The following is a 21966-nucleotide window of genomic DNA, read 5'->3' on the forward strand; positions in this document are numbered from 1 at the left end:
CAGCGAGGAGGCCGGGACCGCACAGCCGAGCAGCCGGCCCATACCGAGGACCGCGCCCGCCGGAAGACCGTCCCGGCCACGACGCGGACCTCGCCCAGGTCGACGAATGCCTGGTCGACCAAGGCTCTGCCCGAACTGGCGGACGGATGCCTCGCCCGGTGACGAGCCGCACCGTCCGGAGGTTCTCCCGTGACGTCCCGGCCGCCTCCCCGGTAGCGTGCGCGGCATGTCCCTCACCGGCTCGTTACGGCTCGCCGCGCTCGCCCTGTTGTGGGGGTCCAACTATCTGCTGATCAAGGTCGCCGGTCCGGAGTTCGGGCCGGCTCAGATCCTCACCCTGCGCCTGGCGACCGGTGCGGCGGTTCTGCTGGCCGTGGGGGCGGTGCGGGGGGAGCGGTTGCCCCGGGACGGGCGGACGTGGGTGCGGTTGACGGCGGCGGCGGTCATCGCCAACGACGTGCCGTACTTCCTCTTCGCCTGGGCCGGGCAGTACGTGGACTCCGCCCTGGCGGGGACCTGTAACGCGGCGGCGCCGCTGTTCACGGTGGTCGTGGTGGTCGCCGCCGGGCAGCGCCGGGAGCTGCGGGCCGGGCAGCTCGCCGGGGTGGGCATCGGGTTCGCCGGGGTGGTGGTGCTGCTCGCCCCGTGGGGCAGTCCGGGGGCGGTCGTGGCCACCGGCGCGTGTCTGGTGGCGGCCGCGTGTTACGGGGTCGGTTTCGTGTACATCGGCCGGGTGCTGGGCGACAGCGGCCACGGTCCGCTGGCCCTCGCGGCGGGGCAGCTGACGGCTGCGACGGCCGTGTCCCTGCTGGCCGGGCCGCTGCTCCTGCGGCCCGTGGAGGCCGACGTGGGCGCGACGGCCGCCGTGCTGGCGCTGGGGGCGCTGGGCACCGGCGCGGCCTACCTGCTCAATCTGCGGCTGATCGCCGAGGCGGGTGCGGTGGCCGCCTCGCTGGTCAGTTATCTGCTGCCGCTGGTCGCCGTCTGCCTGGGGGTGCTGCTGCTGGACGAGCCGGTGGGCTGGTCGCTGGCGGTGGGCGGGGCCGCCGTCCTGGTGGGGGTGGTGCTGGGAGAACGGCGCCCCGCGCGTGACACGCTCGCCCGTCAGTCCGCCGGCGGGTAGCCGTAGGACTGCCAGTCGCGCACCACCCGGTCGCGCAGTTCGGCGGGGAACTGCGCGAAGTCCGCCCGCACGGGTGCGCCCGTCGCGGACCAGTCGTCCCGGGGCAGGCAGTTGAACACCGCCTTGTCCGTGCGGGCGGTCTGCCTCTCCTCGTCGCTGAGATAGCCGACCAGCGGCAGCGTCGGCATGTCCGGCACGAACATCGTCTCGCGGGGGTGGGCGCGGGTGGCCAGGGCCCACACGACCTCGTCCAGGTTCGCCGGGTTGATGTCGTCCTCGACGACGACGACCTTGGGCATGATGTGCCGGGGGCGGGTGCGGTAGACGGCCTGGCCGACCTCCTCGGCCAGTTTCCGCCAGCTGCCCCACCGGCCGGGGCCCGCGGTGGTGTCGACCGTCACGACCAGCCAGTGACAGGCCGCCGCGAACGGCATGAACGCGCGGCGTACCGGCAGGCCTTCGGTGCGCAGTTCGTGCAGGACCGCGGCGGAGATGTTGATGCCCCAGTTGGTGTGGTTCTCCTCCACGGGCATGCCGGCGACGACGACCGGCAGGACGGGGTCGTCCCGGTAGGTGATGGCCGTGACCCGGTAGACGGGGCACAGCCGGCTGTCCTCCGGCCAGAGCAGTCCGCTGTACTCGCCCATCGGGCCTTCGGGGGCGGTCTCCTCGAAGGACAGGTAGCCCTCGACCACGATCTCGGAGTCGGCCGGCACCTTGAGGTCGTGCGTCTCGCACCGTACGACGTCCAGGGGTTCGCCGAACCATCCGCCCAGCAGCGCGGCTTCGTCCAGCCCGTCGCGGACGGGGCAGCCGGCGACCATGGCGACGCCGGGTGAGGTGCCCAGCGCCAGGGCGAACGGCATGTCCCTGCCGGTGTCGGCCCACATGCGGTGCATGCGGCCGACGTGCTGGGCGGGCACCACGATGCCCGTCATGGAGGTGCGGTCGCGCAGCATGATGCGGGTGATGGCCCAGTTGGTCCAGGAGCCGTCCGGGGAGGTGGTGACGACCGTTCCGTAGGTGTTGAGGTAGCGGCCGCCGTCGCCGGCGTGCAGCAGGGGGGCGGGCAGCCGGAACAGGTCGACGTCGTCGCCGGTCATGCGGTTCTGCTTGCACGGCCCGGTCGGTACCAGGCGGGGTGGCAGGGGCTCGCACTCCTGCAGGTGCGACCAGGCGGTGACGAGTTCGTCGGGGGCGGTGTCGATCGGCAGGCCGAGCGCGAGCGCGACCCTGGCCAGCGGGCTGGTGGGGTGGGAGCTGAGCCCGGCCGGCGCGCCGAGGACCCGGAAGCCGGGTTCGATCCCCCGGATCCGGTTGAACAGGGGTGCCGCGGCGGGGAGTTCGTAGGCGCGTCGGGTGATCGCGCCGAGTTCGAGGTTCCAGTCGACCTCCACGTCGATCGGCTGCAGGTCGCCGATGTCCCTCAGTGCGGTGAGGTATTCGCGCTGGCTACGCAGGTGCCGGGGCACGCCGGTCTCCCTTCCGTGGTGCCGGGGTCTCCGGCCGGGTCTGCCACGTGTGCAGGGCGACCGCCATCGCGGCGAGGTCGGCCGAGCCGCCGGGGCTGATCTGTCGTTGTTCGAGACGGCGGGCCATGCGGCCGACGAGCCGTCGCCCCCGCCGGGTGGCGGTGCCTCCGGCGGCGAGGGCGGCGGACGCCTGACGTCTGGTGGTGTCGAGCCGTTCGAGGGCGAACCCCCGGTTGAGGACGGTGGTGTCCTCCACGACGGTCATCAGGGCGAGTACCGTGTCGGCGATCGCCTCGCGGAGCGGGCGGCCGGCGCCGAGGGCGGTGCGGAGGGTCGGCAGGCCGTGGCCCAGGAGGCTGGGCCAGCCTCGCAGGACCTCGCCGCGTACGCCGGGCAGGCCGTGGACGGCGTAGGCGCGCAGTCCGACACTGGACGGGCCGGTCGCGGCGGCCGCGAGGTCCGCGCGGAGCGCGTCCCGGCCGACCTCCTGGGCGGTGCGGCAGACCGCTTCCGCCTCCAGGGGGCGGCCGGCGGCGTGTTCGATGCCGGCGGCGCAGCACAGCAGCATGCCCAGGAAGAGCGCTCCGCGGTGGGTGTTGGTGCCGCCGGTGGTGGTGAGCATGCTGTGCTCGGCCCGCCGCCCGGCATCCCGCAGTTCGGCGAAGTCGCGGGCGGCCGGGGCGGCCGCACCGCGTCGCAGCCCGAAGACGACGGCCGTGCGGAAGTGCGGCTGCAGCGTGGCGCTGCTGCGCAGCAGGGTGTAGACGTCCATGTCCCGGTGACAGCCCGGGGACACAGCGGTGACCAGGCCGGGCTTGGGCCAGGTCACCGCCTCGGCGGTCAGGCCGTACACCATCGCGGCGGCCAGCCGGTCGGCCGTCGCGGCCCCGGGGTCCGCGGGGTCCGCGGCGGGATCCGCGGAGCACGCGGCCGGGTCCGTCCCGGGCCCCGGTGGTGGCTGCGGCTCGGCGGGGCGGGGCCGCCGGGCGCCGGTCAGCATGCGCACAGCCCTCCGTCCACGGGCACGGCGACGCCGGTGATGTAGTCGCTGACCGGTGAGGCCAGGAAGAGGGCGGCGTCCACGATGTCCCAGATGCTCACCTCACGGCCCAGCGGTACGTCACTTCGGACGCGGTCCCGGGTGAGCGGGTCCGTGAAGAGACCTTCGGTCATCGGGGTGCGGATCAGGCCGGGGCACACGGCGTTGACCCGGATCCCGTCACCGGCCAGGCGTACGGCCGCCGCCCGGGTCAGCGGCAGCAACGCGCCCTTGCTGGTCTGGTAGGCCACGCCCACCAGATCGCTGGCGGAGATACCGAACGCGGAGGAGATGTTGACGATGGAACCACCGGGGCCCATCACGGCCGCGGCCGCCCGGATGCCGTTGAACGCGCCACCGGTGTTGACCCGCAGGGCCAGGGACCAGCTCTCCTCGGTCAGATCCCGCAGATTCTCGGCCTCGAAGTAGCCGGCGTTGTTGATCAGCACGTCGAGCCGGCCCGTGTCGGCCGCCACCTCCCGGACGGTGGTCGCCCAGGCGTGTGCGTCGGTGACGTCCAGGATGTGGAAGCGGGCGGTCAGTCCCTGACCGGTGAGTTCCTCGGCGAGCGCGGCTCCCCCGGGGTCACGGTCGGCGATGTGGACGCGGGCCCCGGCCAGCGCGAGGACGCGGGCGAGTTCGGACCCCCTCCCCCGGGCGCCGCCGGTCACCAGGACGGTCCTGCCTTCCATCGTGGGTCGCCAGGTCGCCGTGGACCGCTGCCGCCGTTTGAGGTCCTCCTTGTAGTGGGCGGTCCGGTCCTCGATGCCGGGGATCAGGGGGGCGATGTCGGCCAGCGGCACCTCGCCGTGCCGGACGAGGACGGGGCGTTCCCCGGTGAGGTCGACGATGGTGTTGCCCAGACCCGCGTCGGCCGGTTCGCCGCCGTCGAGCACGGCCGCGACGCGGTCGCCGACCTGTTTCCTGGCGTCCTCCAGGGTGATGAGGTCGCCCCCTTGTCCGCTGCGGTTGGCCGAGGTGCAGGCCGCGTACCCGCCGAGCCCCGTGAGGAGCGTGCGCAGGACGGGGTTGCGGTGGCAGGCGACGGCGACGGTGGGCAGGCCGGCGGTCACGTGCGCGCCCACCGCCTCCGCGCGCTTGGGGAGGATGAGGGTGAGGTAGCCGGGCCAGAGCTTTTTGGCCAGTGCGCGGACCTCGTCGGTCACGACGGCGACGGTGTCCAGCAGTTCCGGGGCGTCGAGGAAGACGGTGAGGGGGAAGTCGGCGTCCCGTTCCTTGGCTGCGTAGATACGGGCGGTGGCTTCGGGGTTGGCGGGGTCGGCGATCATCGTGTAGTGGGTGTCGCTCGGGGCGACGACCACCTGGCCGCGGCGGAGGAGGTCCACGGCCTCCCGGAGGCCGGCGGCCGCGCCGCCGCCGGGCGTGGCCGGGGAGGGCGGGGTCTGGGCCATGCGCAGCCCTGTAGGGGTCGCGGTGGTGGGGCGGCGTCGGGTGCGGGCGGCGGGCACCGGTGGGTGGTGGGGGCCGGGCGGGTCGGTGAAGGCGCGGGCGTACAGGCGGCGGGCGGCCAGGACGACGAGCTCCCGGGGTGCCGCCGCGAGACGACGCAGCGTTTGGCCGGTTCGTCGCACACCAGGCACGGGCGGGGTGGCCGGCCCAGGTCGGTGCGGGACAGCGGGGCGGGCAGCACCACGTCGGCGTCGGTGAGTTCACCGACCGCGTCGTGCTCCTCCATCCGCAGGCAGTCCAGCTTCACCCGTCGCGCGTCGTCGGTGATCAGCAGGAGGGTGACCGGGCCGGTCGGTGTCGTGTACGTCCGGCGGGCGGCCTCGCCGCTCAGGGCGGGCCGCAGCCGGGCGAGCGCGCCGTCGTGCAGCCGCCGGGCCTCCACGGGTGGGAAGGTTCCCGCCGGCGAGCGCGGTGCGACGGTGACCGTGGTGCAGCCGGGCCGGTGCAGGGCCCGGGCGCTCGCGTCGAGCAGGTCCCGCCACGCCAGGAGGGTGTCCACGGTGGCCGGCCCCGGTTCCGGGGCGGGCCACGGCTCACCGCCGGGCGGCAGCGAAGGCATCGCGGGTCACCGGTGACTGGGCGGGGTGGATGATGCTCTTGCCGGCGAAGCCCAGGTTCGCCGCCCGGTGGGCGTCCTGCCAGACGGCGTCGCGGTCGTGCAGGTTCGGGTAGACGGTGTCGTACGCGGGCAGGCCGACCGTGGCAGCCTTCTCCACGAGTGCGCGTTTCGCCGCCCAGAGGTCGTCCTCGGCGCCGGCGGCCCGGCTGTCCCTGAGGTAGTCCTCGCCGCCGAAGGTGAGGGCGGTGATCTCGCGCCGGCCCGCGACGATCTTCTCCAGGTCGCGGAGCGCGGCCACCGTCTCGATCATCAGCTCCACCTGGGGCGGTGCGTTCCCGGTCCCCTCCGCGAGGGTTTCGACCCGGTCGAGTACCTGCTCCAGCTCCCCGGGGTCGCGTACTTGGGGCAGCCGCAGCCTGTGCAGTCCCAGGGGGACGAGTGCGGCGAGGTCGGCGTCGAGGTGGTCGCCGCCGGGGGCGTTGACGCGGACCAGGAGCCGGGGCGGCAGGCCGTCGTGGAACCGCAGCAGTTCGGCCGCCACGTCGCGTGCGGCGTCCTTGTCGGCGTCCTTCACCGAGTCCTCCAGATCGAGGACGATGGCGTCGACTCCGGTGACGGTCAGGGCGTGTTCGACGTATCCGGGGCGTCCGGCCGAGACGTAGAGGGAGATGACGCTCACGGCTTCTCCTCCCGTGCGGGTGCGGTGGTGGCCTGCGCCTCACCGGCGGTGGCTGCGTGCCAGCGGCGGACCGCGGTGCGCAGCCGGGCGCGGACGATCCACTCGGAGGCGGCGTTGTCGTGGATCTCGACGCCGGCGGCGGTGATGCCGGCCGCTCGAAGCGCCTCAAGTCCGAGGGTGCGCAGCCGGTCGCCGACGAGGTCGGCGACGGGGCTGTGCACCCGCAGGACGAGGCGGGGGTGTGGGCGCAGGACCACGAGGACGTCGCCGGACTGGCGGGTGCCGACGGTGACGGCGTGCGCGGTGGTGGAGTCCGTCATCTCACGCCGCCTGCTTGTGGCGGCGCCGCAGGTCCGCGGGCCAGCCCTCGGGGTCCAGGCCGTGCTGGGCGATGATCGCCCAGGCCCATCGCTCCAGTCCGAAAGCGGTGCAGCCGGTCCACGCGGTCTCACCGCCGGGGCCGACGATCTCGCCCGCGCTGCCGAAGAAGGTGCCGTGGACGTTGAAGGAGGCGCAGGCGAAGTCGCCGTCCTTGTAGGGGAGGTCCAGCCGCAGCTCGAACTTGGGCTGGGTGTCGACCACCGCGTCGGGCCGGTCGCCGCGGAGGAAGAACGGGTCGTGGCCGGGGACGACGGAGCCGCCCAGCTGCCACCGCTCGGCAAGCTCCAGCACGCGCCGCCGGCTCTCGTCGCGGCAGGACCGCACGTAGTCCGGCGAGCCGAGGAACACGACTTCCCGCATGGAGAAGTCCCACAGCCGTTCGATGAGTACGGCGTTGCGGCTCTCGTACCGGTAGCACCTCCCGAGGGTGGTGATCGCGGTGTCCTCGGTCAGGTGCCGGCCTTCCAGCGCCTGGTAGACGTGGAAGCAGGCGGCGGGTGCCAGGACCTGATCACGCGGGGCGAAGCCGTCGAAGTTGTCGCGGGGCGGCTGCCCCTGGTTGTCCAGGGTCTCGGTGACGTACCGCTGGGCGGTGTCGATGTCGGTGGCGAGGTGGACGGGGAAGAGGACGTTCTGCGGGAAGGCGTCGAAGTACCGGAGGCGTTCGAGGTACTGGGCGGGCAGCAGGGTCGAGTACGCGGCCTCGCGTGCGCCGAATCCTGCGGCGAGCTCGCGGAAGGCCTCGTCGAGGCCGCGGATGAGCGTCACCAGCGGTTCGCCGATGACCACGTCGGCGATGCCGAGCGGGGTGAGGGCGCCGGCGGTGACGGCGTCGTCCGGGGTCAGGGCCGCGGGTCCGCGGGGCGGGCCGAAGCGGACCGGGCGGGGGGAGTCGTCCCCGGCGTGGTGGCCCTGCTGTTCGGCGACGGACCACTCGACGGTGGTGCGGATCTTGCGGCTGATCTCTTCGGGGTCGGCATCGTCGGTGACCCAGACGCGTATGGCCGCCCGGCCCACGGGGTCGATGTGGAACTTCACCACCTGATGGCTGGCGAAGTTGATCCAGTAGGCCACTTCCGTGACGAGCGAGTCGTCCAAGGCATGGTCGAGCGTTACATCCAATTGACGCACGATGTTTTCCCCCGTTGGAAATCCGGGAGGGCACGCGGCCTCCCGAAGGTGTCATGTCAGGATGCGGAACTGGAGAATTCACTTCCGACGGTTGTGATGGGCCTGTCGTCCTTTCCCCCGCCCGACACGGACCCGCAGGCATGTTCAACTCAGCCTCGTAGCGGCCCGGTTCACCAGAGCACCGTCGGCACCGTTCCTTGCGGGAGACTACTGCTCCCGTGGTGCGGGAGCGCAAACATGGACGCTCCATATCGGCCAGCTCTCACGTCATTCGTACGACTGCGGACGGGATCTCTTGAAAGATCCTCCGCGGGCGTTCGCCAAGGAAAATGAATGCCGACGGATGTGACGCGCTGGCCAGCGATTTCCGGGAATGCGATACGTTCCCGAACGTGTTCGACCTTCCTCTGCGGTGCCGTCCGTCGATCTTCGCGGGCCGCCGCGGGCTGCTGTGCCGGCCGGCGGGCCCGTGGCCGGGCCCGGCGCCGGTGCGCCTGCCTGCCCTGGTCAGGCCGTACGGAGTGCCGGATTTGGGCGGGGAGGGGGCGTGCGGCCTGATTCAGGTGGTACGCATGGGTAACGGACAGCTCGCGACGCGTCTCCTTCGCCCTGCGGGCGCCGTCGCGCGGGGTCAGCCGCAGTCACCCGCCCCGGCCGCCGCCGGTTCGGGCCACACCCGGCTGCCGGGCGGCGCCGGGCGAGCTCAATCCGCCCCGCCCGCGTCCTGCGCCAGCACCCGCTGGGCGACCGCGAACGCAGAGTTGGCCGCCGGCACGCCGCAGTAGATCGCGGTCTGCAGCAGCACCGCGCCGATCTCCTGCGGTGTCAGGCCGTTGCGTCGCGCCGCCCGGATGTGCATGGCCAGTTCTCCGTCATGGCCGTGCGCCACCAGCGCCGTCATGGTGATCAGGCTGCGCTCGCGGCGGGAGAGCGTGTCATCGGTCCAGATCTCGCCCCACGCGTAGCGGGAGATGAGGTCCTGGAACGGGGCGGTGAAGGCGGTCTGCCGCTCCTGCGCGCGGTCCACGTGCGCGTCCCCGAGTATCTGGCGGCGCACCGTCATCCCCCGCTTCGGGGCCCCCGACCAGTGGGTGCGGAGCGCGGCGAGTACAGCCTCGGGCCGCTCGCACGGTGCGAGGTGGGAGGCGCCCGGAATCTCGGTGAGTGAGGCGCCGGGCACCGCGTCGGCGATCTCCCGCAGGTGTGCGGGCGGTGTCGCGGGGTCCTCGCGTCCCGCGAGGAGCACCGTGGGGGCGGTGATGGAGGGCAGCTCGTCCCGGAGGTCGAACGCGGCCAGCGCGTCACAGCACGCCGCGTACGCGGCCGGGTCGGCGGCCCGGTGGTCGGCCACCAGCCGGGGCGCGGAGAAGCCGGGCGTGAACCATCGGGATTCCGCGGTGTCGGCGAGTGCTGCCAAACCCTCGCGGCGCACCCGCGCGGCCCGCTCCTCCCACAGGGCGGAGCCGCCGAAGTGCGCGGACGAGCAGATGACGGCGAGACGGTCCACCCGTTCCGGGTGGTGCGCGGCGAGGTGCAGACCGACGGCTCCGCCGAGGGAGACCCCGGCGTAGGCGAACTTGGTGATGCCGAGCGAGTCGGCGAGCGCGAGCACCAGGTCGGCCAGCTCGCCGACGGTCGCGCCCGGCCCGATCAGGTCGGCGGGGGAGCCGCCGTGGCCGGGGAGGTCCCAGCGGATGACCCGGTGCGTGACGGACAGTTCGGGCGCGACGGCGTCCCACAGGGCGGTGGAGGTGCCCAGTGACGGGCCCAGGAGGAGTGGAGGAGCGGTGGCCGGGCCCTCGGCGCGGTGGTACAGCAGCCCCGGGTCGTGGCCGGTGCTCGGGGCGGTGCTCGGCTTGCTGGTCACTGTCGCTCCAGGGCACGGTCGGTGAGGGCGCCGGCCGAGCCGGTGTATCGCGTCGGGTCGGTGAGGTCGTCGATGTCGAGGCGCAGGCCGTGGAGTTCGGGCTGCTCGGCCAGGAGCGCGGCGAGGGACCTGCCCTCGGTCCGGGTGCGCGCGGCGAGTTCGGTGAGGAGTGCCGCGGCCCGGGCGCGGCCCAGGGCCGGGGCGAGCGCGGCGGCCAGCCGCTCCGAGACGATCAGGCCGGCGGTCGACTCCAGGTGTTCGCGCATGGTGTCCGGGTGGACCCGCAGGCCCTCGGTCAGTTCGGCGGCGCGGTGGGCGGCCCCGCCGACCAGACGCAGCAGGTCGCGCAGCGTCTCCCACTCCGCGTGCCAGGCCCCGGCGGGGCGTTCGTCCTCGGCGGCCATCGAGGCGTACAGGGTGGCGGCGAGGCCCGGGGCGCGGCGTGCGGCCGCGGCGATGAGCGTGGCGCGCACCGGGTTCCGCTTGTGGGGCATGGCGGAGGAGCCTCCGCCGGCGCCCTCGGACAGTTCGGCGATCTCGGTGCGGGAGAGGGTGAGGACGTCGGACGCCATCTTGCCGAGGGCCCCCGCGGTGAACGCGAGGGCGCCCGCGAGGTCGGCGACGGGCGTCCGGAGGGTGTGCCAGGGCAGGTCCGGTGCCGTGAGTCCGGTCTCGCGGGCGTAGGCGGTGGTGAGCCGTTCCGCCGGGTCCGGGGTCTGCCGGCCGCCGTGGCCGCCGAAGGCCGCCATCGTGCCGGCGGCTCCGCCGAGCTGTACGGGGAGTGAGGCGCGTACCGCGCGCAGCCGGTCCCGTGCGTCGAGGGTCAGCGAGCGCCAGCCGGCGGCCTTGAGGCCGAAGGTCGTCGGTACCGCGTGCTGGGTCAGGGTGCGTCCGGGCATCGCCGTGTCCCGGTGCTCCGCGGCCAGGCGGGACAGTGCCCGCTCGGTGCGGCGCAGGTCGTCCAGGGTCAGGTCCGCGGTGCGGGCCGCGACCAGCATGGTGGCGGTGTCCATGATGTCCTGGCTGGTCGCCCCCCGGTGCACATACGGGGCGAACTCGTCGGGCAGTGCCGCGGTCAGGTCGGCGATCAGGGGGATGACGGGGTTGCCGCCGTCCCGGGCGCGGTGCGCGACGGCGGTGACGTCGGGGCGGAGCGAGCCGGCCGCGTCCGTGACGGCCCGGGCGGCCTCGGCCGGGGCGTGGCCGAGCGTCGCCTGGGCGCGGGTGAGGGCCGCCTCGGCGTCGAGCATCGCCCGCAGGAAGGCGGTGTCGGCGGTGGCGGACTCGGCGGGGGTTCCTGCCCGGCCGGGGGCGAGGAGTCCGGCGTCGATGTCGGGGGCGGTCACCGGAACTCCAGGAACACCGTCTCGCCTTCGCCCTGGAGGCGGATGTCGAAGCGGTGGGTGCGGTTCTCACCGGGGCGCGCGATCAGTGTGGCCCGGCGCTCCTGCGGCACCGAGTCGAGCAGCGGGTCGGCGCCGTCCGCGAGGTAGGCGCGTGTGAAGAGGTGGTGCAGCAGGCCGCGCGCGAACAGGCACACGCTGATGTACGGCACGCCGGTGCTGCCGGGCATCAGGGTGTGGAGGGCGTAGTGGCCGTCGGCGTCCGTGGCGACCCGGCCGAAGCCGGTGAAGGCGGTGCCGTCGCGGCCGAGGAAGCCGCCGGTCACCGGGTTGCGGCGGAGCGAGCCGGGAGCACCGGCGAGGGAGCGGTCCGGGGCCGCCTGCCAGAACTCCAGGAGGGCGTCGGGCACCGGGTTGCCCTCGCCGTCGAGCACGTGTCCGTGCAGGACGGTCGTGTCGGGGTGGCCCTTCGGGGCGATCTGCTCGCCCTCGGGGAAGGGGAGCGCGTATCCGTAGAAGGGGCCGACGGTGTGGGACGGTGTGGGGAGGATCGTTTCGGTCATGTCGTTCAGCGGCCTTCCTCGGTCCAGGTGGCGGAGGGGCCGTCGAGGACGATGTCCCACTCGTAGCCCAGGGAGAACTCCGGCCGGGACAGCTCGTGGCGGTAGGTGGCGACGAGGCGCTCCCGGGCGGCCCGGTCGGTGACCGAGCGCAGGATCGGGTCGTGGGGGAACAGCGGGTCGTTCGGGAAGTACATCTGTGTCACCAGCCGCTGCGTGAACGCGGTGCCGAAGACGGAGAAGTGGATGTGGGCGGGCCGCCACGCGTTGGCATGGTTGCGCCACGGGTAGGCGCCCGGCTTGATCGTGGTGAAGGTGTACCGGCCTTCGTCGTCGGTCAGCGTGCGGCCGACGCCGGTGAAGTTGGGGTCGAGCGGCGCCGGGTGCCGGTCGCGCAGGTGCGCGTACCGGCCGGAGGCGTTGGCCTGCCACACCTCTATGAGCTGGCCGCGCACCCGGCGGCCGTCGCGGTCGAGCAGGCGCCCCGACACGGTGATGCGCTCCCCGAGCGGTTCGCCCCGGTGCTGGGCGGTGAGGTCGTTGTCGGTCTCGGTGACATCGGTCGGGCCGAACACCGGACCGGACAGCTCGACCGCCTCCGGGTCCCCGCTCACGGCGACGAGCGGCTGCTCGGGGTGGCGCAGCAGGGAGCTGCGGTAGGGCGGGTAGTCGCGCGGCGGGTGGTGGCGGGCGGGGGCACCTGCCGCCAGCGCCGCGTCGTAGGCGCTCTGGAGCTGGTCGATCTCGGTGTCGATGTCCGACTGGGAGGGAGTCATGGGATGTCCCGGGGGTTCGTGGTACGTCGGTACGCCGGTACGCGGGTCCAGGGTGCGCGAGGTGCGCGGATGAGGCGCGGGGTGCGCGGGGGCCGGTGTCTCGTGGGCGCCTCAGCGTTCGAGGACGAGGGCGAGGCCTTGGCCGACACCGATGCAGAGGGTGGCGACGCCGGTGCCGGAGCCCTGGCGGGCGAGCTGATGGGCCACGGTGCCGGCGAGACGGGCGCCGGAGGCGCCCAGCGGGTGGCCGAGGGCGATGGCGCCGCCGCGGGGGTTGAGGATGGCCGGGTCGAACTCGGGCCATTCGGCGACGCAGCCGAGGACCTGGGCGGCGAACGCCTCGTTGAGCTCCAGTGTCGTCAGGTCGCCGAAGGTCCTGCCCGCCCTGGCGAGGGCGCGGTGGACGGCTTCGACGGGGCCGAGGCCGAAGTAGTGCGGCTCGACCGCGGCCACGCCGGTGGCCGCGATGCGGGCCAGCGGTTCGCGTCCGGTGGCCCGCAGGCCCTGCTCGTCGGTGAGGAGCAGGGCTGCGGCGCCGTCGTTGAGCGGGGACGCGTTGCCGGCCGTGACCGTGCCGCCTTCCGCGCGGAAGGACGGTTGAAGCTGGGCCATCGCCTCCTGCGAGGCGTTCTCCCGCACGGATTCGTCGCGATCGAGGAGGACGGGGTCCCCGGTGCGCCGCGGGACCGGAACCGGCACCACCTCGGCGTCGAACAGCCCGTTCCGCCACGCGGCCGACGCCTTGCGGTGGGATGCGAGTGCCAGCGCGTCCTGCTGTTCGCGGGTGATGCCGTGCTTGTCGGCGATCAGTTCGGCCGACTCGCCGAGCGGCACGGTCCACTGCGGGGGCATGCGCGGGTTGACCATGCGCCAGCCCAGCGTGGTGGAGAACAGCTCGGTGTGGCCGACGGGGAACGGCCGGTCGCTCTTGGGCAGGACGTAGGGGGCGCGGGTCATCGACTCGACCCCGCCGGCCAGGGCGATGGAGGCGTCGCCGAGTGCGATGGCCCGCGCGGCCTGGATGACCGCTTCGAGGCCGGAGGCGCACAGCCGGTTGACGGTGACCCCCGGTACGGAGGCCGGCAGGCCCGCGAGCAGACCGGCCATCCGGCCGACGTTGCGGTTCTCCTCGCCCGCTCCGTTGGCGTTGCCGAAGTAGACGTCGCCGATGCGGGAGGGGTCCAGCTGCGGTGTGCGGGCGAGGAGTTCGCGGATGGTGTGGGCGGCCAGGTCGTCGGGGCGCACGCCCGCGAGGCCGCCGTTGTACTTGCCGACCGGGGTCCGGACGGCGTCCACGACGTAGACGTCGCGCAGGCTCATGGTGCGGTCTCCGAGGTGAGAGCGATACGGATGTTCGCGGCCGTGCTGTCCAGGACCTCCCGGGCGCACACACCGGGGGCGGTCTCGACCAGTTCCAGGCCGTTGCCGGTGACGTCCAGCACGCCGAGGTCGGTGATGATCCGGTTGACGCAGGCCCTGCCGGTGAGGGGCAGTGAGCACTCCTCCACGATCTTCGCGGAGCCGTCCTTGGCCGTGTGGGTCATGACGACGACGACCGTCCGGGCGCCGTGCACCAGGTCCATGGCCCCGCCGATCCCGGTGATCATCTTGCCGGGGACGGCCCAGTTGGCGAGGTCGCCCCGTGCGGACACCTGCATGGCGCCGAGCACGGCGACGTCGATGTGCCCGCCGCGGATCATCCCGAAGGAGAGGGCGGAGTCGAAGCAGGAGGCGCCGGGGACCACGGTGACGGTCTCCTTGCCGGCGTTGATCAGGTCGGGATCGACCTCGTCCTCGGCCGGGTAGGGCCCTACACCGAGGATGCCGTTCTCCGACTCCAGCACCACTTCGACACCGTCGGGGAGGTGATTGGGAATGAGCGTCGGCAGCCCGATGCCGAGATTGACGTACTGTCCGTCCGCTAGCTCGCGCGCCGCGCGCGCCGCCATCTGCTCACGTGTCCAGGCCATCAGCCGCGCCCCGCCCCGGTGTCCTGTGCCGAGGGCACGGAGACCGTGCGCCGCTCGATTCCCTTGTCCGCCGCCTGCTCGGGCGTGAGCGCGACCACGCGCTGCACGAAGATGCCGGGCAGGTGCACCTCGTCCGGGTCGATCCCGCCCGGTTCCACCAGCTCCTCCACCTCGGCGATCGTCACTCTCCCGGCCATCGCGGCCAGCGGGTTGAAGTTCCGGCTCGACTTGTTGAAGACCAGGTTTCCGTGCCGGTCCCCCCTGGCCGCGCGCACCAGCGCGAAGTCGGTGCGGATGCCGTGTTCGAGGACATGGTCGGTGCCGTCGAAGGTGCGTACCTCCTTGGGCGGTGACGCCACCGCGACGCCGCCCCGGCCGTCGTAGCGCCACGGCAGCCCGCCGTCGGCGACCTGGGTGCCGACCCCCGCGGGGGTGTAGAAGGCCGGTATCCCGCACCCGCCGGCCCGCAGTCGCTCGGCGAGCGTGCCCTGCGGGATCATCTCGACCTCCAGTTCGCCCCCCAGGTACTGGCGGGCGAATTCCTTGTTCGCGCCGATGTAGGACCCGGTGACCCGGGAGATGCGGCCGGCGGACAGCAGGATCGCCAGCCCGGAGCCCATCGCACCGCAGTTGTTGGACACCACCCCGAGGTCCTTGACCCCCAGGTCGTACAGCGCCTTGATCAGGACGTTGGGCACGCCGCTCAGGCCGAAGCCGCCCACTGCGAGCGTCGCCCCGTCCCGGGTATCGGCCACCGCCTCGGCGGCGGTGGCGACCACCTTGTCCATGCGAGAAGCCTCCGCTCCCCCGAGGGGCCGACCCCCCGGTTAGTCAGTGCACTGACGATTCGACCGAGCTCGCTCATGCTGACAGCCGATGGGCCGGTCGTCAATGGATGCCGGAAAAGGCCGGGCCCAGGTCTCGGTCGTGGGATCGATGCGGCGCGCGGGGCGACGGACTATCCTCAGTGGGCGAACGAAAGTGAAGGGGAGGAGCGCGATGGCCGCGGTCGACCTGACCACCCACCCCGGGCACCTGGCCCGGCGGCTGCAGCAGGCACATCACCTGCTGTGGACGACGATGGTTTCCGAGGAGATCACCTCTCCGCAGTTCGGCGTGCTCAACGCGCTCACGGCCGAGCCCGGGCTCGACCAGCGGACCGTCGGCGAGCGGGTGGGGCTCGACCGCTCGACCATCGCCGAGGTCGTCAGCCGGCTCGGCCGCCGCGGCCTGCTGGACAAGGTTCGCGATCCCGGCGACGGCCGCCGGTTCCTGCTGCGGCTCACCGACGAGGGGGTCCGGACCCACCGCAGGCTCACGGTGCGCACGGCGCGGATGAACCAGGTCTTCCTCGCGCCCCTGTCCCCCGGGGAACGAGCCGTCTTCTTGGATCTGATGCGCCGCGTCTCGGACGCGGCGGAGGGGCTTCGCAGCCCGGAGGAGCGCGCGCCCGCGGGACCGTCGTGAACGCCGCCGACCGGCCCCGGGGGCGGGCCGGCGGACCGCACACGGCGGCGCCGGGACCCGCGGGGCCGTCCGCGCCCGTCCGGCCTACCCCGCCGTGAGCGGCACGTACGCGAAGGCCGTCGCGAGCTCGGCCTCGACGCGGGCGGCGGTGTCGCGCAGTGCCGGCAGCACCTTTTCGACGGTCTGCCGCGGTGTGCTGCCGCCAGCGTGCACGGCGACGTTGAGGGCAGCCACCACCCGCCCCTGCCCGTCGCGCAGGGGTACGGCCAGGGAACGCAGCCCCTCCTGCAGTTCCTGGTCGACCAGGGCGTAGCCGTCCCTGGCCGCCGCCCCGACCGCCACGGCCAGATCGCGCGGTGAGGTGAGGGTGCGGGGGGTGAGCGGCCGCCGCTCGGCCCGGGCGATGCGGGCGGCCAGATCGGCGGGGGGCAGAGCCGCGAGCAGGACGCGTCCCATGGAGGTCGGGTAGGCGGGCAGCCGGGTGCCCGGGGCGATGTCGATGCGGAGGACGCGGGAGGTCGCGGCCCGCGCCAGGTAGCGGATGTCGTCGCCATCGAGCACGGCGACCGAGGCGGACTCGTCGAGCAGCGCGGCCAGCTCGGTCAGGTGCGGGCGGACGACGTCCGTGAGGGTGAGGGAGGACAGCCGGGCGAAGCCGAGGTCCAGGACCCGCGGCAGCAGGTGGTACGTCGGCCCTCGGCTTTCCGCGTACCCGAGGTGGTGCAGGGTGAGCAGGGCGCGCCGTGCGGTGGCCCGGGACAGCCCGGTCGCCGCGGCCGCGGCAGCGATGGTCAGCCCGCCCCTGGCGCTGCGGAAGGCGGACAGCACGGCAAGGCCCCGCGCCAGGGACTCCAGGAATTCCATGCCCAGTTCGTCCTTGGACCGGCTGAGGTCCCCGGCGGTGGGCGTGGGGCGCCCGGTGGGCCGCGGCGCGTGGTGGACGGCGGTCTCCATCCGGTCGACGGCTGCCCGGAGCCGGGGCATGACGTGTCCTGGGAAGTCGGCGGCGGAGTGCCGGCTGGTGTGGGTGAGCACGCTGACCGCCGCCACGGGCCGGCCGGCCGGGTCCCTGACGGGCGCGGCGACGGCCAGCAGGCCCGGCCCGACCCACTCGTCGTCCAGGGCCCAGCCGTCGCGGCGGGCCGCGGCCGCCCGGGAGCGCAACTCGCGTTCCAGCTCGTCCTCCGCCGGTGCCTCGTCGCGGGCGGGCACGGCGCGGAAGCCCGCGTCCAGGGGGTCCGCGCGCCGGCGGGCGCGCCAGGTCCCGTACTGCGCTTCGTCCCACGTGCCGGCCAGGACCACCCCGGCGGCGCTGCGCTCGGCGGGCAGCAGGTCACCGATGTGGAAGGCCAGGTACATCGCGCGGCGCCGGACCGCCTGAGTGATCAGCCGGGCGCCGTCGCGGTCCGGTACGGCCAGGGAGACGGATTCGTCGAGTCCGTCGGCGAGCTCCACGACGTACGGCTTAAGGGCTTCCACGAGGCCGCAGGAGGCGAGGTAGGCGTTGCCCAGTTCCATCACGCGCGGGGCGAGCAGGACGTCCCGTCCGTCCTCCCGGACGTGGCCGAGCCGCAGCAGGGTGGCGATGATCCGGTCGACGGGTGAGCGGAGCAGGCCGGTGGCCGCGGTGAGGTCGCTGCGCCGCATCCGGGGGGACGGGTTCACCGCCATGGCGCGGAGAACGGCAAGGCCGCGTTCCAGAGGGCCGACGGCCTCTCCCGGCATCTCCGTCCCCCTTCGCTCCGTGCCCTGACCACGACGTATCCGAAAGATACCCGGGCGGCCATTGACGGTCGCGACCGCAGTGACCCACACTCAACCGAGAAGTGCAGCGAACTAAGTTTCGCTGGGCGAACACCGCTGGTGATCCTGGTCGCCCTGGGGCCGCGGCTCCTGCCCGGCCGGTGCCCCCACCCCGCCGCCCGGCCCGGCCGACCTGCCCCGCCGTCCGTCAGAACCCTCAGGAGCTTCCCCATGACCACCGTCACGCGCGGACTGATCATCGGCGGCCGGGAGGTCCCCGCCTCCTCCGGTCGCACCACCCCCGACATCGACCCCTGGACCGGCGCCCCCTGCGCCCGGGTGGCCGCGGGCACCCCGCAGGACGTCACCCGCGCGATCGACGCCGCGGAGGCGGCCCTCGGCGACTGGGCGGCCCTGGCCCCCTCCCGCCGGCGCGCGATCTTCCTGCGCGCCGCCAACCTGATGGAGACCCGCACCCCCGAGGCCGTCGCGCTGATGGCCCGCGAGGTGGGCGGCGCCGCCCCCTGGGCGGGCTTCAACGCCGCGCTCGCCGCCGGGATCCTGCGGGAGGCCGCCGCCGCGGTCACCCAGCCGACCGGACAGCTCCTCGCCACCGACGCGCCGGGCGCGTACTCGATGCAGATACGGGTCCCGATCGGCGTGGTCGCGGCGATCGCCCCCTGGAACGCCCCCTTGATCCTCGGCATCCGCGCCCTGGCCATGCCGCTGGCCATGGGCAACACCGTCGTGCTCAAGCCCAGCGAGGACGCCCCGCTCGCCTGCGGCCTCTTCCTCGCCGACCTCCTGCACGATGCGGGACTGCCCGCCGGCGTCCTCAACGTCGTCACCAACGACCTCGCCGACGCCGCCGAGGTCGTCGCCGCTCTGATCGCCGATCCTCGCGTCCGGCTGGTCAACTTCACCGGCTCCACCGCCGTCGGCCGCCGCGTCGGCGTACTGTCGGCCGAACACCTCAAGCCCGCCGTCCTGGAACTCGGCGGGAAGAACGCCCTGGTGGTGCTCGCCGACGCCGATGTGGACCACGCGGTGGACGCCGCCGCCTTCGGCTCCTTCATGAACTCCGGCCAGATCTGCATGTCCACCGACCGCGTCATCGTCCACCGCGCCCGTGCCGAGGAGTTCACCGCCAAGTTCGCCGCGAAGATCAAGACCCTGCCGTACGGCGACCCGTCGGATCCGGCGACCGTCGTCGGACCGGTCGTCAGCGCCCGCGCGGCCCGGCGCGTCTCCGCCCTGATCCAGGACGCCACGGCCAAGGGGGCGCAGCTCCTGGCCGGCACCGGCCGGGTCGAGGGCGACGCCGGGGCGCTGCTGGCCCCGGTCGTCCTGACCGGCGTCACCCGGGAGATGGACATCCACGGCGGGGAGATCTTCGGCCCGGCGACCGTCATCCACGTCGTCGACTCGGTCGATGAGGCCGTCGACCTGGCCAACGACACCCCCTACGGCCTGACCGCCGGTGTGATCACCGAGGACCTCGCCGCCGGCATAGGGGTGGCCCGCCGTCTGCGCACCGGCATCGTCCACGTCAACGACCAGACCGTCGCCGACGAGCCGCAAGCCCCCTTCGGGGGCGTCAAGGACTCCGGCTACGGCCGCTTCGGCGGCCAGGCGGGTATCGACGCCTTCACCGAGACCCGCTGGGTCACCGTCCAGGCACACGGCCACGCCGCCTACCCGTTCTGATCCGGCGCGCCGGGTGTCACCGGGCGAGGCGCCATGGTGATCGTCCCACCGGTGACGCGGGGGTGTACCACCTGCGAGCCGGCGGTGGAATCCGGCTCCGTGACTAAGAGTTCCGGGGGCGTGCCCCGCGTGCTTCCTCGATGGTCCGGCGGGCCAGCCGGACCAGGGTCGCGTTGTCCGGGGCGGGGGTGCCGTCGGGAAGGTGGAGTACGTCTTCCAGGCCGATGCGGGTGTCCAGGCCGCGGGAGGCCGCGAGGCGGAGGACGTCCCAGGCAGCGGAGTCCTCGCCGTGCAGGAGGATCGGCGCGGCGGCTGACCCGAGTTGGCCCAGCAGGCCGGCAGCGGCGCGGAGCGCATCCTGCGGAGTGGTCTCGGTGATCTCGGCCAGGATGCGCAGGACCTGGCCGGATCGGGGCCAGGCCAGGAACCGTTGTGCCGCGGGAGTACCGGAGTAGATGCCGGCTTCGACACCGACCCCGCGGTCCAGCAGGGCCGCGGCCACCTCGGTGGCGCCGTCCTCGTGCCAGTTGACGGAGGCGTGGTCGGGGAGCACGGTCCAGGACCGGACCTGCGCGGCACGGGCCCGAGGGTCCGCCGTGGCCCACGCACCGGTGGTGACCCCGACGGGGATGCCCGGGACCGCGGCCCGTACCGCGTCGACAGCGGCGGCGACGGCGGTGGCTTCCAGCGTGTCCCGGCCGTCGCGGTCCTTGGGGTGCAGATGGATGTCCTCGGCGCCGGCGGCGACAGCCCCGCGGGCCGCCGCCGCCAGCTCGTCGGGAGTCACCGGGAGGGAGGAACACTCGGGGCGGCGTCGAGCGCCGTTGAGGCACACCTGCAGCATGGTGCCATCCTCGCAGGTCGCGACCGGGGTGCACGAGGGCTCCGGTCGCCCTCGCGGACGATGGCACTGCACCGGTGAGCCGTGCACACGTCTTTCCCTCGACCGCTCCAGGGCGGGTACCCGACGCTTGTCCGGAAGCGGGGCTGTGACAGCAGGGTCAACGCCGCCGCCCGCCTGGGCGGGCGGACCACGGGGTGACGAGGGACGAGAGGCCGGCCACGGGACCGGCCTCCGCCGGGGGGCCGGTCCCCTGCGGTGGCCGCCCCGGTCGGCCGGTGTTCGCCACGAGCCTTTCGGTCCACGATCGAGTCACCCGCCCCTGCCCGGGACACGACGCCCGAACCACAGCTGCACCGTGAACCACGGGGCGCCGATCCTGAGCAGCTTGCGCACCGCCACCACGGTCTCCTGGCCCGCCCCCCAAGGCGAACTTCTGTCGTCGGGGCCACGCACCGCGCCCCGCCCGCCGGAGGGCCTGCAGCGCCGTCGCGTCGGACCCGGTGCCGGTCGCCGCCGTGGGATCAGCAGCGGGTACGGGCGCCGCCGCGGCGCACGGCACGGTCCACTGCGCGGGCGGGCCTCACAGGTAGCGGCGGATCGGCCGGACCGCGGCTTCGCGCGCCCTCTGGAGTACGGAGCGTTTCTTCCAACGGTCTGCCTGTATGAGGGTGCTGGCCTCGGTGTCCATGTCGAAGTGAGCGTCCAGGGTGGCGGTGAACTCCTCATCCATGACCGCGAGCATGACCTCCTCGTCATGGTCGAGAGAACGCCGGTTGAAGTTGGTGGACCCCACCAGGGCCGCTGTGCGGTCCACGGTGATGACCTTGGCATGCATCATGGTCGGCTGGTACTGGTAGATCTTCACCCCGCAGGCGAGCAGATCCTCGTAGAAGTGCTGTCCGGCCAGCTGACAGACCCTTTTGTCGGTGTGGGGACCGGGCAGGAGAATCTCCATGTCCACTCCGCGTCGCGCGGCGGCGCACAGCAGGCCGATGAAGTAGGCGTCCGGCGAGAAGTAAGCCGTGGCCAGCCGGAACCGCTCCTCGGCGGACTCGATCATGACCCGGATCAAGGTCTGCATGTCCTGCCAGCCCAGACTGGCCGAGCCGCGCACCACCTGCACCACCGCGTCGCCCTGCGGCCGGTGGTCGGTGAAGCGGTCGTGACCGTCGAAGAGCTCGTCGTGGCACTCGGCCCAGTTCTGCGCGAACGCCGCGGCGATGCCGTCCACGGCCGGCCCGCGAACCCGCACGTGGGTGTCCCGCCATTCGTCGGGGTTGCGGGCGTCGCCGCACCATTCCTCGGCGATGCCCACGCCTCCGGTGAAGGCGGTCTGCTCGTCGACGACGAGGGCCTTGCGGTGGCAGCGGTGGTTCTGCTTGAGCGGCGACAGGTACAGCGGTTTGCGGAACCAGGCGACCTGCACACCCGCCCGGTCCATGTCGTCCAGCAGGTCCTTCTCGATCAGTCGGCTGCCGAAGCCGTCGAGCAGCAGCCGAACCCGCACTCCCGCCCGCGCCCGCTCGGCCAGCGCGTGCGCGAACTGACGGGCGATGTCGCCTTGCCAGTACACGAACGTCATCATGTCGACCGTGTACTCGGCGGACCGGATGGCGTCCAGCATCGCGGGGAAGATCTCGTCGCCGTTGCGCAGGGCGATCAGCTCGTTTCCTTCGGTCGCCGCGATGCCGATCAGCCGCTCCAGCCTCCGCCGCAGCCGCACCACCCGCTCGTCGGCATTCCCGCCTCCCCGCCCGCTCCCCGCAGTCCCGGGTCTGTGTTGGTCGCTGGTCATCGTGCTCCTTCCCGGCCGGCACCGAAGACACCCCGGCCGG

At 73.5% G+C, this 21966-nt stretch carries 19 protein-coding genes and 1 pseudogene; 3 read left to right on the top strand and 17 right to left on the bottom strand.

Annotated features, from left to right (window positions below):
* The first annotated feature begins 226 nt into the window (after window positions 1–226).
* Window positions 227–1123, top strand: coding sequence for a DMT family transporter (locus tag IHE55_RS00100; protein WP_197987129.1), 897 nt, complete (start codon window positions 227–229; stop codon window positions 1121–1123).
* Here IHE55_RS00100 and IHE55_RS00105 read toward each other — a convergent pair.
* The 14 genes and pseudogenes from IHE55_RS00105 to IHE55_RS00165 form a co-directional block, all read right to left on the bottom strand.
* Window positions 1105–2595 (bottom strand): UbiD family decarboxylase, encoded by a 1491-nt coding sequence (locus IHE55_RS00105; RefSeq protein WP_197987130.1) that lies wholly within the window; start codon window positions 2593–2595, stop codon window positions 1105–1107. The two genes, IHE55_RS00100 and IHE55_RS00105, sit on opposite strands and share 19 nt — an antisense overlap.
* Window positions 2576–3595 carry a triphosphoribosyl-dephospho-CoA synthase gene (locus tag IHE55_RS00110; protein ID WP_232265731.1) on the bottom strand — a complete coding sequence of 340 codons (1020 nt, stop codon included), beginning with the start codon at window positions 3593–3595 and terminating at the stop codon, window positions 2576–2578. The genes IHE55_RS00105 and IHE55_RS00110 overlap by 20 nt, the downstream gene beginning before the upstream one ends.
* Window positions 3589–5226 carry an SDR family oxidoreductase gene (locus IHE55_RS00115; protein WP_307826409.1) on the bottom strand — a complete coding sequence of 546 codons (1638 nt, stop codon included), beginning with the start codon at window positions 5224–5226 and terminating at the stop codon, window positions 3589–3591. Before IHE55_RS00115 ends, IHE55_RS00110 begins: the two co-directional genes overlap by 7 nt.
* A 14-nt stretch (window positions 5227–5240) precedes the next feature.
* Window positions 5241–5663 (bottom strand): annotated as a pseudogene (locus IHE55_RS32910) (citrate lyase holo-[acyl-carrier protein] synthase); the annotation flags it as partial.
* Entirely contained in the window at window positions 5638–6342 is a 705-nt protein-coding gene (locus IHE55_RS00120; protein WP_197987133.1) for an HpcH/HpaI aldolase/citrate lyase family protein, read from the bottom strand. The pseudogene IHE55_RS32910 and the gene IHE55_RS00120, both read right to left, overlap by 26 nt.
* Window positions 6339–6662, bottom strand: a complete 324-nt coding sequence (locus IHE55_RS00125; RefSeq protein ID WP_197987134.1) for a citrate lyase acyl carrier protein — start codon at window positions 6660–6662, stop codon at window positions 6339–6341. The genes IHE55_RS00120 and IHE55_RS00125 overlap by 4 nt, the downstream gene beginning before the upstream one ends.
* Window position 6663: 1 nt before the next feature.
* On the bottom strand, window positions 6664–7845 hold the full coding sequence (locus IHE55_RS00130) for a hypothetical protein (protein ID WP_197987135.1): 1182 nt from the start codon (window positions 7843–7845) through the stop codon (window positions 6664–6666).
* A gap of 712 nt (window positions 7846–8557) precedes the next feature.
* Window positions 8558–9721 carry a bifunctional 3-oxoadipate enol-lactonase/4-carboxymuconolactone decarboxylase PcaDC gene (gene pcaDC / locus IHE55_RS00135; protein WP_372442593.1) on the bottom strand — a complete coding sequence of 388 codons (1164 nt, stop codon included), beginning with the start codon at window positions 9719–9721 and terminating at the stop codon, window positions 8558–8560.
* Entirely contained in the window at window positions 9718–11067 is a 1350-nt protein-coding gene (gene pcaB / locus IHE55_RS00140; RefSeq protein ID WP_197987136.1) for a 3-carboxy-cis,cis-muconate cycloisomerase, read from the bottom strand. Before pcaB ends, pcaDC begins: the two co-directional genes overlap by 4 nt.
* On the bottom strand, window positions 11064–11627 hold the full coding sequence (pcaG, locus tag IHE55_RS00145; RefSeq protein ID WP_197987137.1) for a protocatechuate 3,4-dioxygenase subunit alpha: 564 nt from the start codon (window positions 11625–11627) through the stop codon (window positions 11064–11066). Before pcaG ends, pcaB begins: the two co-directional genes overlap by 4 nt.
* Window positions 11628–11632: 5 nt before the next feature.
* Window positions 11633–12400 carry a protocatechuate 3,4-dioxygenase subunit beta gene (gene pcaH, locus IHE55_RS00150; protein WP_197987138.1) on the bottom strand — a complete coding sequence of 256 codons (768 nt, stop codon included), beginning with the start codon at window positions 12398–12400 and terminating at the stop codon, window positions 11633–11635.
* Window positions 12401–12511: 111 nt separating this feature from the next.
* Window positions 12512–13714, bottom strand: coding sequence for a thiolase family protein (locus IHE55_RS00155; protein WP_197991674.1), 1203 nt, complete (start codon window positions 13712–13714; stop codon window positions 12512–12514).
* Window positions 13715–13716: 2 nt separating this feature from the next.
* Window positions 13717–14370 carry a CoA transferase subunit B gene (locus tag IHE55_RS00160; RefSeq protein WP_197987139.1) on the bottom strand — a complete coding sequence of 218 codons (654 nt, stop codon included), beginning with the start codon at window positions 14368–14370 and terminating at the stop codon, window positions 13717–13719.
* Window positions 14370–15158 (bottom strand): CoA transferase subunit A, encoded by a 789-nt coding sequence (locus tag IHE55_RS00165; RefSeq protein ID WP_197987140.1) that lies wholly within the window; start codon window positions 15156–15158, stop codon window positions 14370–14372. The genes IHE55_RS00160 and IHE55_RS00165 overlap by 1 nt, the downstream gene beginning before the upstream one ends.
* Before the next feature lie 211 nt (window positions 15159–15369).
* On the opposite strand from IHE55_RS00165, the gene IHE55_RS00170 reads away from it, so the two are divergent.
* Window positions 15370–15837, top strand: coding sequence for a MarR family winged helix-turn-helix transcriptional regulator (locus IHE55_RS00170; protein ID WP_197987141.1), 468 nt, complete (start codon window positions 15370–15372; stop codon window positions 15835–15837).
* An 84-nt stretch (window positions 15838–15921) separates the two neighbouring features.
* Here the strand turns inward: IHE55_RS00170 and IHE55_RS00175 are convergent, their stop codons facing one another.
* Window positions 15922–17562, bottom strand: coding sequence for an IclR family transcriptional regulator domain-containing protein (locus tag IHE55_RS00175; RefSeq protein ID WP_197987142.1), 1641 nt, complete (start codon window positions 17560–17562; stop codon window positions 15922–15924).
* 249 nt (window positions 17563–17811) lie between these two features.
* Between IHE55_RS00175 and IHE55_RS00180 the strand changes: the two genes are divergently transcribed.
* Window positions 17812–19287 (top strand): aldehyde dehydrogenase family protein, encoded by a 1476-nt coding sequence (locus IHE55_RS00180; RefSeq protein ID WP_197987143.1) that lies wholly within the window; start codon window positions 17812–17814, stop codon window positions 19285–19287.
* Between the two features lie 103 nt (window positions 19288–19390).
* On the opposite strand, the gene IHE55_RS00185 is transcribed toward IHE55_RS00180, so the two are convergent.
* The gene (locus IHE55_RS00185; protein WP_197987144.1) at window positions 19391–20131 is read right to left on the bottom strand and encodes a 3-keto-5-aminohexanoate cleavage protein; all 741 of its coding nucleotides are present in this window, start codon (window positions 20129–20131) and stop codon (window positions 19391–19393) included.
* Between the two features lie 580 nt (window positions 20132–20711).
* Window positions 20712–21926 (bottom strand): phospholipase D-like domain-containing protein, encoded by a 1215-nt coding sequence (locus IHE55_RS00190; protein WP_197987145.1) that lies wholly within the window; start codon window positions 21924–21926, stop codon window positions 20712–20714.
* Window positions 21927–21966: the final 40 nt, after the last annotated feature.

It is taken from the genome of Streptomyces pactum, from assembly GCF_016031615.1.
GTDB lineage: Bacteria > Actinomycetota > Actinomycetes > Streptomycetales > Streptomycetaceae > Streptomyces > Streptomyces pactus.